We start from the raw sequence: 16,564 nt of genomic DNA, 5'->3' as shown, positions 1-16,564 counted from the left end.
GATTGTTGCGGGATGTGTATTGAAATATCCCTGTCACAGGCCCTCCCTAGCGTGATCCCCCTACCCGCAGGGAGCCTGATCATGCACCTCTTACAAGACCAAGAACCAACCGACCTCGAACGCCTCACCGGCCTCACCCGCCGCCACTTCCTGGGCGCCGGCGCGCTGGGCGGCGCGGCGCTATTCCTGGGCGGCAGCCTGCTGGCGCGCAGCGTCAATGCCGCCGTCGGCAGCGGCACCTTGCTGGGCTTCGACGGCATACCCGCCGCCACCGCCGACAGCATCAGCCTGCCCAAGGGCTACCAGGCCAAGGTGTTGATCAGTTGGGGCCAACCCCTGCACAGCGACGGCCCCGCCTTCGACCCCAGCGGCAACGGCAGCGCCGCTCATCAAGAATTGCAGTTCGGCGACAACAACGACGGCATGAGCCTGTTCGCGTTCAAGAACGATCCCAACCGTGCCCTGCTGGCCATCAACAACGAATACACCAACTACCGCTACCTGTACGCCCACGGCGGCCGCCCGCAGTCCGCCGAGGAGGTGCGCAAGGCGCTGGCCAGCGAAGGCGTGTCAGTGATCGAGGTGCACCGTCAGGACGGCCATTGGCAGTTCGTCCAAGGCTCGCCCTACAACCGGCGCATCCACGGCAATACGCCCATCGCCTTCAGTGGCCCGGCGGCGGGCCACGCACTGCTCAAGACGGCCGCCGACCCGCAGGGCCTCAAGGTGCTGGGCACCTTCCAGAACTGCGCCAACGGCAAGACCCCGTGGGGCACCTACCTGACCTGCGAAGAAAACTTCAGCGACTGCTTTGGCAGCAGTGCCGCAACCCCCAGCTTCGACGCCGCGCAGAAGCGCTATGGCCTGACCGCCGCCAGCAAGGAAGTCGACTGGCACCCCCACGATCCTCGCTTCGACGTGGCGCACACGCCCAACGAGTTCAACCGCCATGGCTGGATCGTCGAGATCGACCCCTTCGACCCGGCTTCCACGCCCATCAAGCGCACCGCACTGGGCCGCTTCAAGCACGAGAACGCCGCCCTGGCGCAAACCCGTGACGGCCGCGCCGTGGTGTACATGGGCGACGACGAGCGCGGCGAGTTCATCTACAAGTTCGTCAGCCGCGACCGCGTGGACAGCGGCCAGCGCGACATCCTCGACCACGGCACCCTGTACGTCGCCCGCTTCGACGCCGGCAGCCAGCACAAGGGCCAAGGCCAATGGCTGGAACTGACCCACGGCCAGCACGGCCTGGACGCCGGCAACGGCTTCGCCAGCCAGGCCGACGTACTGATCCACGCACGCCTGGCCGCCAGCCAGCGCCAGGCCACGCGCATGGACCGCCCCGAGTGGATCGTGGTCAGCCCCAGCGATGGCCAGGTCTATTGCACCCTCACCAACAACAGCAAACGCGGCGAAGACGGCCAGCCGGTGGGCGGCCCCAACCCACGGGCCAAGAACATCTACGGGCAAATCCTGCGCTGGCGCGAGCAAGGCGACGATCACGGCGCCATGACCTTCGAATGGGACCTGTTCGCCGTGGCCGGCAACCCCACCGTGCATGCCGGCAAACCCGAAGGCGGCTCGGCCAACATCAACGCCCAGAACATGTTCAACAGCCCCGACGGCCTGGGGTTCGACGATGCCGGCCGGCTGTGGATACTCACCGACGGCGATGCCAGCAACAGCGGCGACTTCGCCGGCATGGGCAACAACCAGATGCTCTGCGCCGACCCGCGCAGCGGCGAGATACGCCGCTTCATGGTCGGCCCGGTGGGCTGCGAGGTCACCGGCATCAGCTTCGCGCCGGATCAGCGCACCCTGTTCGTCGGCATCCAGCACCCCGGCGAGAACGGTGGTTCGACCTTCCCCGAGCACCTGCCGGGCGGCAAACCGCGCTCTTCGGTGATGGCCATCACCCGCACTGACGGCGGCGTGATCGGCGCCTGACCCCACGCCGCGTCTGGTACCATGTGAGGCCGGACGCGGCCACCTGCCGCACGCAGGAGTCAGCATGTCCCACCCGTTTGAAACCCTCACCCCCGACCTGGTGCTGGATGCCGTCGAAAGCATCGGCTTCTTGAGCGACGCCCGCGTCCTGGCGCTCAACAGCTATGAAAACCGCGTCTATCAGGTCGGCATCGAAGACGGCCAACCGCTGATCGCCAAGTTCTATCGCCCGGACCGCTGGACCGACGCCGCCATCCTCGAAGAACACGCCTTCACCGCTGAACTGGCCGACTGCGAAGTGCCGGTGGTGGCGCCAATGATTCATGAAGGCAAGACCCTGTTCGAACACCAGGGCTTCCGCTTCACCCTGTTCCCGCGTCGCGGTGGCCGGGCGCCGGAGCCGGGCAACCTTGACCAGCTGTACCGTCTGGGCCAATTGTTGGGCCGCCTGCACGCTGTGGGTGCTACGCGCCCCTTCGAGCATCGCGAAGCCCTGGGGGTGAAGAACTTCGGCCACGATTCGCTGACTACCCTGCTGGAAGGCAACTACGTGCCGCGCAGCCTGCTGCCGGCCTACGAGTCGGTGGCCCGCGACCTGCTCAAGCGCGTGGAGGAGATCTACCGCGACACGCCCTACCAGAACATCCGCATGCACGGCGACTGCCACCCCGGCAACATGATGTGCCGCGACGAAATGTTCCACATCGTCGACCTCGACGACTGCCGCATGGGGCCTGCCGTGCAGGACCTGTGGATGATGCTGGCGGGCGATCGCCAGGAATGCCTGGGCCAGCTATCGGAACTGATGGACGGCTACAGCGAATTCCACGACTTCGACCCGCGCGAACTGGCGCTGATCGAACCGCTGCGCGCCTTGCGCCTGATGCACTACAGCGCCTGGCTGGCGCGCCGCTGGGACGACCCGGCATTCCCGCGCAGCTTCCCCTGGTTCGGCACCGAGCGTTACTGGGGCGACCAGGTACTGGCCCTGCGCGAACAACTGGCGGCGCTCAACGAAGAGCCGCTCAAGCTGTTCTGATAACAACAACCAGCCACACCGTGACCACTGCCTGAGAAAAACAAGGACGCTGCATGCAAGCCGCCAACCCGCGCCGCGGGTATCTGCTGGGCCTGACGGCCTACACCTGCTGGGGACTGTTCCCGCTCTACTTCAAGGCCATCGAGAGCGTCCCCGCCCTGGAAATCATTGTCAGCCGCGTGCTGTGGTCGGCGCTGTTCGGCTCGCTGCTGCTGGCGGCCTGGAAGCACCCCGGCTGGTGGCGTGACCTGCGCGACAACCCGCGCCGCCTGGGCATCCTGGCCGGCAGCGGGGCGCTGATTGCCGCCAACTGGCTGATCTACGTGTGGGCCGTGAACAACGGGCGCATGGTGGAAGCCAGCTTGGGCTACTACATCAACCCGCTGGTGAATGTGCTGCTGGGCATGCTGTTGCTGGGCGAACGCCTGCGCCGCCTGCAATGGCTGGCCGTGGGCCTGGCCGCCGCCGGCGTGGCGCAGCAAGTGTGGCAAGTGGGCAGTCTGCCGTGGGTATCGCTGGCGCTGGCGCTGACGTTCGGTTTCTACGGCCTGATCCGCAAGCAGGCGCCCGTAGCCGCCCTGCCCGGCCTGGTGGTGGAAACCTGGCTGCTGGTACCGCTGGCGTTGGGCTGGCTGGCTCTGCACCCCGGCGTGCCCAGCGCTCAACCGGAATTCTGGCTGACCACCGACGGCCTCTGGCTACTGGCCGCCGGGCCCATCACCCTGGTGCCACTGGTCAGCTTCAACGCCGCCGCCCGCCACCTGCCTTACACCACGCTGGGCTTCCTGCAATATCTGGCGCCTACGCTGGTGCTGTTGCTGGCGGTGTTCAAATACCACGAGCCATTGACCGCCAATGCGCTGGTGGCCTTCGCCTTTATCTGGGCGGGTCTGGTTATTTACAGCCTGGACGCCATCGTGACAATGCGCCGCAAAAGCTGATCAAAAAACGATCAAACCTCTGCAGGCCACGGTTCTCGTGGCCTGCAACGGACTACCCCAAGGTTATCCACAGCTCGATCCCCGCCGTTTGTGCACAAGCCCCTGAAATTGCTCGTTTTTTAGCCAGATACCGGAGAAGCCCGGCCGGCGGGCGTCTGCGCGGTGTTCCCCCAGCTTATCCACAGGCAGGTGCAAGATAAACATGAACAACTTTCAGGGCTCGGTACGCAGCACCAACTCCACCATCAAGTCATCGGCCAGGGCTTCCAGGCGCTGCTGCAACTGATCCAGCGACAGGGTCAGGGGCAAGCCCAGCACGGCCTCGGCATGGAATAGCGGCTCGCTGCTCATGGGCGCAGGGCGCACATCGGTCACCAGGCGCTCCACGTTCACGCCCTGTTCGGCCAGCAGGCGGGTGATGTCACGGACGATGCCGGGGCGGTCATTGCCCACCAGCTCCATGGCGATCGGCTTCCAGGTGCAGCTTTGCTCAACGCCCGTTTCGGCGATCAGCACGCGTATGCCACGGGTCGATAGCGCTATCAGCGCATCCACCAGCCCGTCATGACTTTCCGCCGGCACGGCCACCCGCAGAATGCCGGCGAACTGCCCGGCCAGGCGCGACATACGGCTGTCCAGCCAGTTACCGTTGTGGTCGGCCACGCATTGGGCGATCCGTTCGACCTGCCCGGGCTTGTCCGGGGCAAAAACCGTCAATACTAAGTGCTCCACGCTGGCGCCCTCTTGTTGTGGTCGATTGAGTATAGGCAACTCGCAACAGCGCCTGTCTTCAAACCGGCGTCGTCTGCATCGCGGCCAAGGCCGGCTCCTACGCGGTCGTGGTAGGAGCCGGCCTTGGCCGCGATGCAGACGACGCGATCGACGGGTGAGCGAATGAAAGGTGTGTACTGTTTCCAGATTTATCTGGAACAATTACCTTAAGTTTTGAGAACATACGATTCGTACTGTGACCGGTAGTCCAAAATCGGTCGCAGATCGACGTATTTAGTCTGATTTTCACAACCGCAACTCATCATGTAGTATGCCGCAGCGCGGACTACATAATGACAATCGATGTCTGGCCAGGCGCCTGTGAAAATACGTCAAGCCCACTGGCATGCGCCCGCGGGTCCGCCCAGCCGCCCGTCAGGGCACGTTCTGGCAGCGTATTTAGAGAAGCGCTACAGGCTTTAATACAAGAGCTGAATAGCTGAGCAGAGTGAGGCAAGCAATGACTGAACACGTTCAAGTCGGTGGCCTTCAGGTCGCCAAAGTCCTGTTCGACTTCGTGAACAACGAAGCCATCCCCGGAACCGGCCTCAACGCCGAACAGTTCTGGGCCGGGGCGGAAAAGATCATCAACGACCTCGCTCCAAAGAACAAAGCGCTACTGGCCAAACGTGACGCCCTGCAAGCCAAGATCGATGGCTGGCACCAGGCACGCCAGGGCCAGGCTCATGACGCCCCGGCTTACAAGGCCTTCCTGCAGGAAATCGGTTATCTGCTGCCAGAAGCGGCGGACTTCCAGGCCACGACGCAAAACGTCGACGAAGAAATTGCCCACATGGCCGGCCCGCAACTGGTGGTGCCGGTGATGAACGCCCGCTTTGCCCTCAACGCCTCCAACGCCCGCTGGGGCTCGCTGTACGATGCGCTGTACGGCACCGACGCCATCAGCGAAGAAGGCGGCGCCGAGAAAGGCAAGGGTTACAACAAGGTCCGTGGCGACAAGGTCATCGCCTTCGCCCGCGCGTTCCTGGATGAGGCCACCCCACTGGCGGCCGGCTCCCACGTGGACTCCACCGGCTACAAGATCGTCGATGGCAAGTTGGTGGTCAGCCTCAAGGGCGGCAGCAACAGCGGCCTGCGCGACGATGCGCAGCTGATCGGCTACCAGGGCGACGCCAACGTGCCCACCGCCGTGCTGCTGAAAAACAACGGCCTGCACTTCGAAATCCAGATTGATGCGCAAAGCCCGGTCGGGCAGACCGACGCTGCCGGGGTCAAGGACCTGCTGATGGAAGCGGCCCTGACCACCATCATGGACTGCGAAGACTCGGTTGCCGCCGTGGACGCCGACGACAAGGTGGTGATCTACCGCAACTGGCTGGGCCTGATGAAAGGCGATCTGGCTGAAGAAGTGTCCAAGGGCGGCACCACCTTCACCCGCACCATGAACCCGGACCGTCACTACAGCGCCCCCAATGGCGGTGAAGTGAAGCTGCACGGCCGTTCGCTGCTGTTCGTGCGCAACGTCGGCCACCTGATGACCATCGACGCCATTCTCGATGGCCAGGGCAACGAAGTGCCGGAAGGCATCCTCGACGGCCTGGTCACCAGCCTGGGCGCTATCCACAGCCTGAACAATGGCAGCAGCCGCAAGAACAGCCGCACCGGTTCCGTGTACATCGTCAAACCGAAGATGCACGGCCCTGAAGAAGCCGCGTTCACCAACGAACTGTTCGGCCGTATCGAGGAAGTGCTGGGCCTGGCCCGCAACACCCTCAAGGTCGGCATCATGGACGAGGAGCGCCGCACCACGGTCAACCTCAAGGCCTGCATCCAGGCCGCCAGCGAGCGCGTGGTGTTTATCAACACCGGCTTCCTGGACCGTACCGGCGACGAGATCCACACCTCCATGGAAGCCGGCGCCGTGGTGCGCAAGGCTGCCATGAAGGCCGAGAAATGGATCGGTGCCTACGAGAACTCCAACGTCGACATCGGCCTGAAAACCGGCCTGCAGGGTCGCGCGCAGATCGGCAAGGGCATGTGGGCCATGCCCGACCTGATGGCGGCCATGCTGGAGCAGAAGATCGCCCACCCGCTGGCCGGTGCCAACACTGCCTGGGTGCCGTCGCCGACCGCCGCCGCGCTGCACGCGCTGCATTACCACAAGGTCGACGTGTTCGCCCGCCAGGCCGAACTGGCCAAGCGCGTGCCTGCCTCGCTGGACGATATCCTGACCATCCCGCTGGCCAAGGACACGAATTGGTCGGCCGAGGAAATCCAGAACGAACTGGACAACAACAGCCAGGGCATTCTGGGTTACGTGGTGCGCTGGATCGACCAGGGCGTGGGTTGCTCGAAGGTGCCGGACATCCACGACGTGGGCCTGATGGAAGACCGCGCTACCCTGCGTATCTCCAGCCAGCTGCTGGCCAACTGGCTGCGCCACGGCATTGCGACTGAAGCGCAGATTCTGGAAAGCCTGAAGCGCATGGCGCCCGTGGTGGACCGCCAGAACGCCAACGACCCGCTGTACCGCCCGCTGGCACCGGACTTCGACAGCAACATCGCCTTCCAGGCGGCGGTTGAACTGGTGATCGAGGGTGGCAAGCAGCCCAACGGCTACACCGAGCCGGTGCTGCACCGCAAACGCCGCGAGTTCAAGGCCCGCAACGGGTTGTAAGTCGTAGCCGCTGCCGCCAGGCTGCGCTGGCCCCAAGCCTCACTCGAGATCTCCAGTGTGGATAAGGGCCAGCGCAGCCTTCGGCAGCGGCTACATGTTTACTCCAACCCCAGCTCCTTCCTGGCCAACTGCACCAGATGCCGGGTATCAATCGGCTTGAGCAGAAAATCCACCACGCTCAAGTGCATCGCCGCAATCGCATCCTTCACCCCCGCATCCCCGGACATGATGATGATCGGCATCGCCGCGCGATCGGAAGCACGCACGTCACGAATCAGGTCCAGCCCGGTATGCGGCGCCATGCGCAGGTCAGTCACCAGCAAGCCGATGCTTTTGTTGGAGGCAAGCATGCTCAGTGCCTCGGCAGCACTGGCAGCGGTCACGCAGCTGATCCCCTGCAACACCAGAATCTCGGCCAGCAACTCCCGTGAAACCTGATCGTCATCGACGATCAACGCCTGTTGAGGGGGCAGATCCGGCACCTGCATGACGGCACTCAGTGCCTCGCGCTCGGCATCGCTCAAAATATCGTGATCGGACATACGCCTCTCATCAAAGGGAAAACCGGACGTTCCACATCCAGTTGAGACCGCAGACGAGTGGCTTTACCTGTGCACTTCGTCGGGTCGTCACGTGAAGATCAGCATGATGTCGAGGAATGAGATCCAGTTGAAGCATTTTTTTTAGACTTACGTCCAATGGGCTCACCGGCCCATCAGGCCGACCATGTCCAGCTATAAGAACAAAGCGGTCATGGACATGAGCAAACCCGACGCCTACGCCCTGGCGGGCAGGACAGCAGTGCTGCAGAACATCCAGGGGACGCTGCAATTCCTGCAGCGCTACGCCCCTTTCAACCAGATGGACCAGGCGCACCTGGCCTATCTCGTGGAGCAGTGCCAACTGCGTTTTTACGCGGCCGGCGACAGCATCATCAAACCCGCCGACGGGCCGGTGGAACACTTCTACATCGTCAAGCAGGGCCAAGTGGTGGGCGAGCGCCCGCACACCTCACGGCGCGGCACCGAAACCACCTTCGAAATCGCCACCGGCGAGTGCTTCCCCCTGGCGGCCCTGCTGGGCGAACGCGCCACGCGCACCGAACACCTGGCAGCCCAGGACACGTTTTGCCTGCAACTGAACAAGGCGGCCTTCATCAAGCTGTTCGCCCTGTCGGCGCCGTTCCGCGACTTCGCCCTGCGCGGCGTCAGCAGCCTGCTGGACCAGGTCAACCTGCAAGTGCAGCGGCGTGCGGCGGAAACCCTGGGCACCCAGTATTCGCTCAACACCCGCCTGGGCGAACTCGCCATGCGCCACCCGGTCACCTGCGATGCGCAGACGCCGGTGCGCGAAGCCGTGGCGCTGATGCACGAGCAGCAGGTGGGCAGCATCGTCATCGTCGATGAACGTCGTTATCCACAGGGCATCTTCACCCTGCGCGACCTGCGCCAGGTAGTGGCCAGCGTCGACGCCGACTTCAACCAGCCCATCGCCCGGCACATGATCGCCGAGCCGTTTTACCTCAGCCCCGACGCCAGCGCCTTCGATGCGGCCATCGCCATGACCGAACGGCACATCGCCCACGTCTGTTTGGTCAAGGAAGGACGCCTGTGCGGCGTGGTCTCGGAGCGCGACCTGTTCTCGCTGCAACGGGTGGACCTGGTGCACCTGGCGCGCACCATCCGCAACGCCGGGCGCCTGGAACAACTGGTGACCCTGCGCGGCGACATCGGCCAGCTGGTGGAGCGCATGCTGGCCCACGGCGCCTCGTCGACGCAGATCACCCACATCATCACCCTGCTCAACGACCATACCGTGTGCCGGGTAATCGAGCTGGTATTGCAGGACAAGGGCGACCCCGGCGTGCCCTTCAGCTGGCTGTGCTTTGGCAGCGAAGGCCGCCAGGAACAGACGCTGTTCACCGACCAGGACAACGGCATCCTGTTCGATGCCCGCGACGCCGCCCACGCCGCCGAAATCCGCGGCAAGCTGCTGCCCATCGCCCACCAGATCAACCTCAACCTGGCCCAGTGCGGCTTCACCCTGTGCAGCGGCAATATCATGGCCGGCAACCCCGAGCTGTGCCTGTCGCGGGCTGAATGGGCGCGGCGCTTCGCGGCGTTCGTGCGTGAGGCCACGCCGGAAAACCTGCTGGGCTCCAGTATCTACTTCGACCTGCGCGTGGTGTGGGGCGATGAGCAAGGCTGCCAGCAACTGCGCCGCCAGGTGCTGGACCAGGTGGGCGACAACCGCCTGTTCCAGCGCATGCTGGCCGAGAACGCCCTGCGCCAGCGCCCGCCGGTGGGGCGTTTCCGCGAGTTCGTGCTGGCCCGCAAGGGCACCGACAAGGCCGGCACCCTGGACCTCAAGGCCCAGGGCCTGACACCCTTCGTCGACGGCGCACGGCTGCTGGCCCTGGCCAACGGCATCGAGGCCACCAACACCCTGCAGCGCCTGCGCCAACTGGTGGCCAAGGAGGTGATCGACAAGCTCGACGGCGCCGCCTACGAGGAGGCTTATCACTTCATCCAGCAGACGCGCATGCAGCAGCACCAGCGCCAGACCCGCGACAACCAGGCCTGGTCCAACCGCATCGACCCCGACAGCCTCAACGACCTGGACCGGCGCATCCTGCGCGAGTCCCTGCGCCAGGCCCAGCGCCTGCAGGCCAGCCTGACGCTGAGGTACCAGCTGTGAACCTGTTTGCCTGGCTGCGCCAACCAGCGCCTACCCTCAACCCTGCGCAGCAACTGGCACTGCAACGCCTCAGCGCCCCCGCAGTAATGGGCGATTGCAGCCTGCGCCAGCAACGCTGGGTGGTACTGGACCTTGAAACCACGGGCCTGAACCCCAACCGCGATCAGTTGCTGGCCATCGGCGCAGTGGTGATCGAAGACGGCGCCATCGACCTGTCCCAGCAGTTCGAATGCACCCTGCACCGCCAGGGCCACAAACCCAGCCCCAGCGTGCTGCTGCATGGTTTGGGGCCGGACGCCCTCGCCGCCGGCCGCGACCCGGTGGACGGCCTGCTGGATTTCATGGACTTTGTCGGCGACAGCCCGGTGCTGGCGTTCCACGCGCCTTTCGATCAGCGCATGCTGAGCCGCGCCCTGAAAGAGACGCTGGGCTACAAACTGCAGCACAACTTCATCGACGCGGCCGAACTGGCACCGCTGCTCAACCCCCAGACCGTGCTGCGCGAGGCCTCGCTGGACGACTGGATCGCCCACTTCGGCCTGCAGGTGGACGAACGCCACAACGCCAGCGCCGACGCCTATGTCACGGCGCAACTGGCGCTGATCCTGCTCAGCCAGGCACGGCGGCTGGGGCTGGACAGCCCGGCGCTGTTGTTGGAACGGCTCAGCCAGTGGCGCCGCCGCCAGGCCATGCCCGGCCTGTAGCTGCGCCTGAAAACCGCGTCGTCTGCATCGCGGCCAAGGCCGGCTCCTACACGGCCGAGGTAGGAGCCGGCCTTGGCCGCGATACGGACGACGCGATCCCCGTAACTGCCCCCCGGAGAAACATTTCCACCGACGAACGCCAATTGCACTACGACATCACTCCTGACACAATCGCGAATAATTCTCGTTAGTTTGAACACTTGCATTCGGGGAACGTCTTGTCGTCAGCCCATAGCCCTCATGGTGAGCTCGTCGGTACGCTTTATCGCGACCATCGCGGCTGGCTGCTTGCCTGGCTGCGGCGCAATATCGCCTGCGGCCAGCGCGCCGAGGACTTGAGCCAGGACACCTTCGTGCGCCTGCTCAGCCGCGACGAGCTGAGCGCCCCGCGCCAGCCCCGGGCGTTCCTGGCAGCCATCGCCAAGGGTCTGCTGTTTGACCACTTCCGCCGCGCCGCACTGGAGCAGGCCTACCTGGCCGAACTGATGCTGATCCCCGAAGGCGAGCAGCCTTCACCCGAAGAACAGCAACTGATCCTGGAAGACCTGCAAGCCATCGACCAGATGCTGGGCAAACTGTCCAGCAAGGCCCGCAGCGCCTTCCTGCTAAACCGTCTGGAAGGCCTGGCCCACGCCGAGATCGCCGAACGCCTGGGCGTGTCGGTGCCACGCGTACGCCAATACCTGGCCCAGGGCATGCGCCAGTGCTACGTGGCCCTGTACGGTGAACCGACATGAGCCCCAACGGCCCGGTCTCGGCACGCGTGCTGGACGCCGCCATCGAGTGGCAACTGTCCCTGGACGGCAACAACCCGACCCAGCAGGCCGAATTCGCCCTGTGGTACGCCGCCCATGAAGAACATGCCCGTGCCTGGCAACAACTGGGCATGCTCGACCAGCGCCTGCGCGTAACGCCATCAGCGGGCCGCAAGGCTCTGCTCGGCAGTGCCGGCAGCGCCCGGCAACGCCTACGCAAGCTGGGCAGCGGCTTGGCCAGCGTGGTGCTGGTACTGGGCCTTGCCACCCTGGGCCTGAAAAAATGGCAACCCCTGGACTACTGGCTGGCCGACCAGCGCACCGCCACCGGTGAGCAGCGCACCCTGACCCTGGCCGACGGCACCGAAGTGGAACTCAACACCCACAGCGCCGTGGACATCCGCTTTGATCAGGACCAGCGCCTGATCGTGCTGCGCGAGGGCGAGATCATGGTGCACAGCGGCCACCCGCCCGGCGAACAGCGGCCCTTGATCGTGGAAACCAGCGACGGCCGCCTGCGCGCCCTGGGCACACGCTTCCTGGTGCGTCGCGAAGCCGAAGGCACGCGCCTGAGCGTGCTGCAATCAGCCGTGGCCGCCCACGCCAAAGAATTGCCCGGCGAAGTGGTGTTGCACGAAGGCCAGCAAATGCTGATGCAGCGCAGCGCCCTGGGCGAGGCCGTCGCCCTCACCCCCGGCGCCGACGCCTGGACCCGCGGCATGCTGGTGGTGGACAACGCCCGCCTGAGCGACCTGGCCCATGAACTGTCGCGCTACCGCAGCGGTTACCTGGGCGTAAGCCCCAAGGTGGCCGACCTGCGCATCACCGGCAGCTTCCCGCTCAAGGACACTGACCTTGCGCTGCGCGCGCTGCTGCCCACCCTGCCCATCCAGATCCAGCAGCACACACGCTGGTGGGTCAGCCTGGAAGAACGCCCGGCCGCCCCGCAAGCCCTGTAACCATCGTCGCTGTAGCCGCTGCCGAAGGCTGCGCTGGCCCCTATGGACACTGCAGAACTGCAGCGAGGGTCAGGACCAGCGCAGCCTGGCGGCAGCGGCTACGGGTTGCGCTAGCAGATCTTAATCAAAATTATTTTCAATCAGCCCTATCACTTTTTGAATCTCGTCCGGCACACAGGCAATTGAGAAATATTCCCTGTCAGGAGTGCCCGCATGTCCCGCTCGCTCGAATCGCTGCTCCGGCCCAGCCTCATGGCTGTCGCCATTGCCCTTGCCGTCCCCACGACCAGTACTGCCCTGCAGGCCGCCGAACAGGCCAGCCAGTTGCGCAGCTACAACCTGCCGGCCGCCCCCCTGGCCAGCACGTTGAACCAGATCGCCAGCGGCGCTGGCCTGGTACTGGCCATCGAGCCGGGCCTGGTAGCGGGCAAGACCAGCGCGGCGGTACGCGGCCAGTTCGACGCGGCCGGCGCACTGCGCCAGGCGTTGGCAGGGAGCGGGCTGCAGCTGGTGCAGACCAGCGCCGGCACTTTTACGTTGATCGCAGCGCCAGAAGGGACACTGGCGCTGCCTGACACCAACGTGAATGCGGCCAGCGACTACGAAAGCGCCTGGGGGCCAACCACTGGCTACCTGGCCACCCGCACTGCGGCAGGGACCAAGACTGATACCGCGCTGGTGGAAGCACCGCGTTCCATTTCCGTGGCCACCCGCCAGCAGATGGACGACCGCGGCGTGCAAACCCTGGAAGATGCCGTGAAATACATGCCCGGCATCGTGTCGGCCAGCTACGGCAGCGACACCCGTTACGATTGGATGCGCGTACGTGGCTTCGAACCAACCCAGTTCCTGGACGGCCTGCCACTGCCCAAGGGCGTGTACGCCAACCCGAAAATGGAAACCTGGGACCTGGATCGCATCGCCCTGCTGCGCGGCCCGGCTTCGTCGCTGTACGGCCAGACCCCGCCCGGCGGCCTGCTGGACATGGTCAGCCGTCGCCCCAGCGAAGAAACCAGCCACGAGATCTCCCTGCAATACGGTAGCGACAACTGGCGCCAGATCGACTTTGCCAGCACCGGCAAGATCGACGACGAGGGCAGGTTCCTCTATGGCGTGAGCGGTGTGATTCGTGACAGTGGCACCCAGATCGACCACATCGACAACAAGCGCTACAACATCGCCCCCAGCCTGACCTGGAACATCGACCCGGACACCAAGCTGACCTTCCTCAGCCAGTTCACCCGCGACGATACCGGCGCCACCAGCCAGTTCCTGCCGATCCAGGGCACCAAGATCAGCTCGCCGCTGGGTGATATCTCGCACCACAAGAACCTGGGCGACCCCAACTACGACCATTACGACCGTACCTACTACGCGCTGGGGTACTCGTTCGAGCACCGCTTCAATGACGTGTGGCAGTTCCATCAGAACCTGCGCTACACCAAGTCGGACCTGGCCTTCCAGCAGATCACCGTCAACAGCTACATCCCCGGCCTGGCCGGCTATACCGTGGACGCGAACGGCAACGTCGGGCGCCTGAGCACTAACGTCGACGAAGACATCAGCCAGTTCGCGATGGACAACAACTTCCAGGCCGACTTCGCCACCGGTGACATCAGCCACACCGTGCTGATCGGTGCTGACGTGCAGCACATCAACACCAACTACCTGTCGATCTACGGCTTCAACGTGCCGGACATCAACGTCAACAACCCGACCTACACCGATACCATCACTCGTCCGGCACGTTCGGGGGCGTTTTACGACTACAACCAGAAAACCACCCAGACCGGCGTCTACCTGCAGGACCAGATGGCCTTGGACAAATGGCGCTTCACCGTGGGCGGCCGCGAGGACTGGGTGCACACTGGTACCAAATTCTTCAACAACGCAGACGCCACCAACACCGAACGCGACAGCAATTTCAGCCTCAACTCGTCCGTCAGCTATGTGTTTGACTCGGGTTTCGTCCCTTACCTGTCGTATGCCGAGTCGTTCCAGCCCACCACTGGCGCGGACATGACGTCCACCAGCTCGCTGAAACCGACCCAAGGCAAGCAGTGGGAACTGGGTATCAAATACCAGCCGCCCGGCTCCAGAACCCTGCTGACCGCTGCCGTGTATGACCTGACCCAGAAGAATGTCACCGTCACCAGCAACGTCGGCGGCATCTCCGTGACCGGCCAGACAGGCGAAGTGAAAGTGAAGGGCCTGGAACTGGAAGCCGTTTCCGACCTGACCGACAACATCAAGTTGATCGCTTCCTACACACTGGCCAAGTCGGAGGTACAGGACGGCCTCTACAAAGGTAATCGCCTGACTTTGATGCCTAACCAGACCGCCTCCCTGTGGGCCGACTACACCTGGCACCAGGGCCTGCTGGAAGGCTTCGGCATCGGCGGCGGCGCCCGCTACACCGGCAACACGTACGGCGACCAAGCCAACACCTGGCTGGGCAAGGCCGACGCCTACACCGTGTTCGACGCCTCGGCCCACTACGACCTGGGCGCGCTCTCCGGTTCGCTGAAAGGCGCGTCCCTGAGCCTGACCGCCAAGAACGTGTTCAACAAGGACTACATTTCCACCTGCGACGGTTACTATTGCTACTATGGCGACCTGCGCAGCGTGGTCGCCGCGGCCACCTACAAGTGGTAATCGCCTGACGCTTCACACAAGCCGCCCTCCGGGGCGGCTTTGTTATTTCGGACTCCCGTGAAATGAAAAGTAACACTATTCGTCGCTGGTCCTTCATCCATACCTGGACCAGCCTGATCTGCACGCTGTTCCTGTTGTTGCTGGCCGTCACCGGCCTGCCCTTGGTGTTCCATCACGAGATGGAAGAGCTGCTGGGCAATGCCCCGCATTACCGCGAAATGCCCGCCGACACCCCGAAACTGGACCTGCAACAGCTGGTACAGGCCGCCCTGGCGCACCGCCCGGGCGAAGTGGTGCAGTACTTTGGCTGGGATGAAGACCAGCCCGAGGGCATGTTCGCCATCACCGCCGCCACGCCGGGCACCGAACCCAATTCGTCGCACACCTTCAGCCTCGATACCCGCACCGGCGAAGCGGTGGAAACCCCGGCGGCCAATGGCGGTTTCATGATGGTGATGCTGCGCCTGCACGTGGACATGTACGCCGGGCTGCCGGGCAAGCTGCTGCTGGCGTTCATGGGGCTGCTGTTCGTCGTGGCGATCGTCTCGGGGGTGGTGCTGTACGCGCCGTTCATGGGCCGGCTGAAGTTCGCCAGCGTGCGCCGGGAAAAATCCCGGCGGGTGCGTTGGCTGGACCTGCACAACCTGATCGGCATCGTCACCCTGACCTGGGCCGTGGTGGTGGGCCTGACCGGGGTGGTCAACGCCTGCGCCGACCTGCTGATCGACGCCTGGCGCAGCGACACCCTGGCGGCCATGGTCGCGCCGTATCACGACGCGCCACCCCTGACCTCAATGGCCCCCGCCAGCCGCCTGCTGGAGATTGCCGAAGCGGCGGCGCCGGGCATGAAGGCTGACTTCATCGCCTTCCCCGGCACGCTGTTCTCCAGTGCGCATCACTATGCAGTGTTCATGAAAGGCGCTAGCCACCTAACCTCACACTTGCTGACCCCAGTGCTGATCGACGCCAGCACCCTGGCGGTCACTGCCGTTGGCGAACGTCCCTGGTACATGGACGCCTTGGGCCTGTCGCAGCCGCTGCACTATGGCGATTACGGCGGCAGGCCGATGCAGATCCTGTGGGCGGTGCTCGATGTGCTGACCATCGTGGTGCTGATCAGCGGGCTGTACCTGTGGTGGGTACGGCGCAAGGTGAAAGCATGAGCCGCAAGCGTTCGCGGTTCTGGCCAATGTTCGGTGCCCCTTTGGTGATCGGCCTACTGGGCGCGGCGGGGTTGTTCGCCGCGCTGCTGGGCGATGGCGCCTGGGACTGGCTGTCGTGGATCGGGCTGGGCATCCCCGCGCTGATCAGCGTACATGCCCTGCGCAAATAGCAACGCCCCCCCGTAAACCGCGTCGTCTGCATCGCGACTAAAGTCGGCTCCTACACCGGCCGGGGTAGGAGCCGGCCTTGGCCGCGATGCAGGCGACGCGGTCGGTCTGGCTGGCCTCTTCC

Annotated in this window: 13 protein-coding genes; 11 read left to right on the top strand and 2 right to left on the bottom strand. The window is 64.5% G+C overall.

Annotation, left to right across the window (positions count from 1 at the left end; genetic code table 11):
• Positions 1–81 precede the first annotated feature (81 nt).
• From ACZ9GA_RS31095 to rarD, 3 genes are all read left to right on the top strand, one after another.
• A complete protein-coding gene (locus tag ACZ9GA_RS31095) occupies positions 82–1,950 on the top strand; it encodes a PhoX family protein (protein WP_457358308.1) in 1,869 nt (622 codons plus the stop codon).
• Positions 1,951–2,014: 64 nt separating this feature from the next.
• Complete coding sequence (locus ACZ9GA_RS31090) at positions 2,015–2,989, top strand: serine/threonine protein kinase (RefSeq protein WP_457358310.1); 975 nt, start codon at positions 2,015–2,017, stop codon at positions 2,987–2,989.
• A 53-nt stretch (positions 2,990–3,042) separates the two neighbouring features.
• On the top strand, positions 3,043–3,930 hold the full coding sequence (rarD, locus tag ACZ9GA_RS31085) for an EamA family transporter RarD (RefSeq protein ID WP_457358312.1): 888 nt from the start codon (positions 3,043–3,045) through the stop codon (positions 3,928–3,930).
• A 213-nt stretch (positions 3,931–4,143) separates the two neighbouring features.
• Here rarD and ACZ9GA_RS31080 read toward each other — a convergent pair whose 3' ends face one another.
• Positions 4,144–4,662: a glycine cleavage system transcriptional repressor gene (locus ACZ9GA_RS31080; protein WP_457358314.1), complete on the bottom strand. Its 519-nt coding sequence runs from the start codon at positions 4,660–4,662 to the stop codon at positions 4,144–4,146.
• A gap of 499 nt (positions 4,663–5,161) precedes the next feature.
• On the opposite strand from ACZ9GA_RS31080, the gene ACZ9GA_RS31075 reads away from it, so the two are divergent.
• Positions 5,162–7,339, top strand: a complete 2,178-nt coding sequence (locus ACZ9GA_RS31075; protein ID WP_457358316.1) for a malate synthase G — start codon at positions 5,162–5,164, stop codon at positions 7,337–7,339.
• A 98-nt stretch (positions 7,340–7,437) separates the two neighbouring features.
• Here ACZ9GA_RS31075 and ACZ9GA_RS31070 read toward each other — a convergent pair whose 3' ends face one another.
• On the bottom strand, positions 7,438–7,881 hold the full coding sequence (locus tag ACZ9GA_RS31070) for a response regulator (RefSeq protein WP_457358318.1): 444 nt from the start codon (positions 7,879–7,881) through the stop codon (positions 7,438–7,440).
• Positions 7,882–8,098: 217 nt separating this feature from the next.
• On the opposite strand from ACZ9GA_RS31070, the gene ACZ9GA_RS31065 reads away from it, so the two are divergent.
• From ACZ9GA_RS31065 to ACZ9GA_RS31035, 7 genes are all read left to right on the top strand, one after another.
• Positions 8,099–10,036 (top strand): putative nucleotidyltransferase substrate binding domain-containing protein, encoded by a 1,938-nt coding sequence (locus tag ACZ9GA_RS31065; protein WP_457363609.1) that lies wholly within the window; start codon positions 8,099–8,101, stop codon positions 10,034–10,036.
• Complete coding sequence (locus tag ACZ9GA_RS31060) at positions 10,033–10,740, top strand: 3'-5' exonuclease (protein WP_457358320.1); 708 nt, start codon at positions 10,033–10,035, stop codon at positions 10,738–10,740. Before ACZ9GA_RS31065 ends, ACZ9GA_RS31060 begins: the two co-directional genes overlap by 4 nt.
• 218 nt (positions 10,741–10,958) lie before the next feature.
• Positions 10,959–11,477 carry an RNA polymerase sigma factor gene (locus tag ACZ9GA_RS31055; RefSeq protein ID WP_457358322.1) on the top strand — a complete coding sequence of 173 codons (519 nt, stop codon included), beginning with the start codon at positions 10,959–10,961 and terminating at the stop codon, positions 11,475–11,477.
• Complete coding sequence (locus ACZ9GA_RS31050; RefSeq protein ID WP_457358323.1) at positions 11,474–12,454, top strand: FecR domain-containing protein; 981 nt, start codon at positions 11,474–11,476, stop codon at positions 12,452–12,454. Before ACZ9GA_RS31055 ends, ACZ9GA_RS31050 begins: the two co-directional genes overlap by 4 nt.
• A 213-nt stretch (positions 12,455–12,667) precedes the next feature.
• Positions 12,668–15,109, top strand: coding sequence for a TonB-dependent siderophore receptor (locus ACZ9GA_RS31045; RefSeq protein ID WP_457358325.1), 2,442 nt, complete (start codon positions 12,668–12,670; stop codon positions 15,107–15,109).
• 62 nt (positions 15,110–15,171) lie between these two features.
• Positions 15,172–16,272, top strand: coding sequence for a PepSY-associated TM helix domain-containing protein (locus ACZ9GA_RS31040; RefSeq protein WP_457358327.1), 1,101 nt, complete (start codon positions 15,172–15,174; stop codon positions 16,270–16,272).
• Complete coding sequence (locus tag ACZ9GA_RS31035) at positions 16,269–16,442, top strand: hypothetical protein (RefSeq protein WP_457358329.1); 174 nt, start codon at positions 16,269–16,271, stop codon at positions 16,440–16,442. The genes ACZ9GA_RS31040 and ACZ9GA_RS31035 overlap by 4 nt, the downstream gene beginning before the upstream one ends.
• Positions 16,443–16,564: the final 122 nt, after the last annotated feature.

It is taken from the genome of Pseudomonas sp. TE3644, from assembly GCF_056278815.1.
The sequence above is the reverse complement of the archived record's forward strand: the minus strand, read 5'-3'. Positions and strand labels throughout refer to the sequence as shown.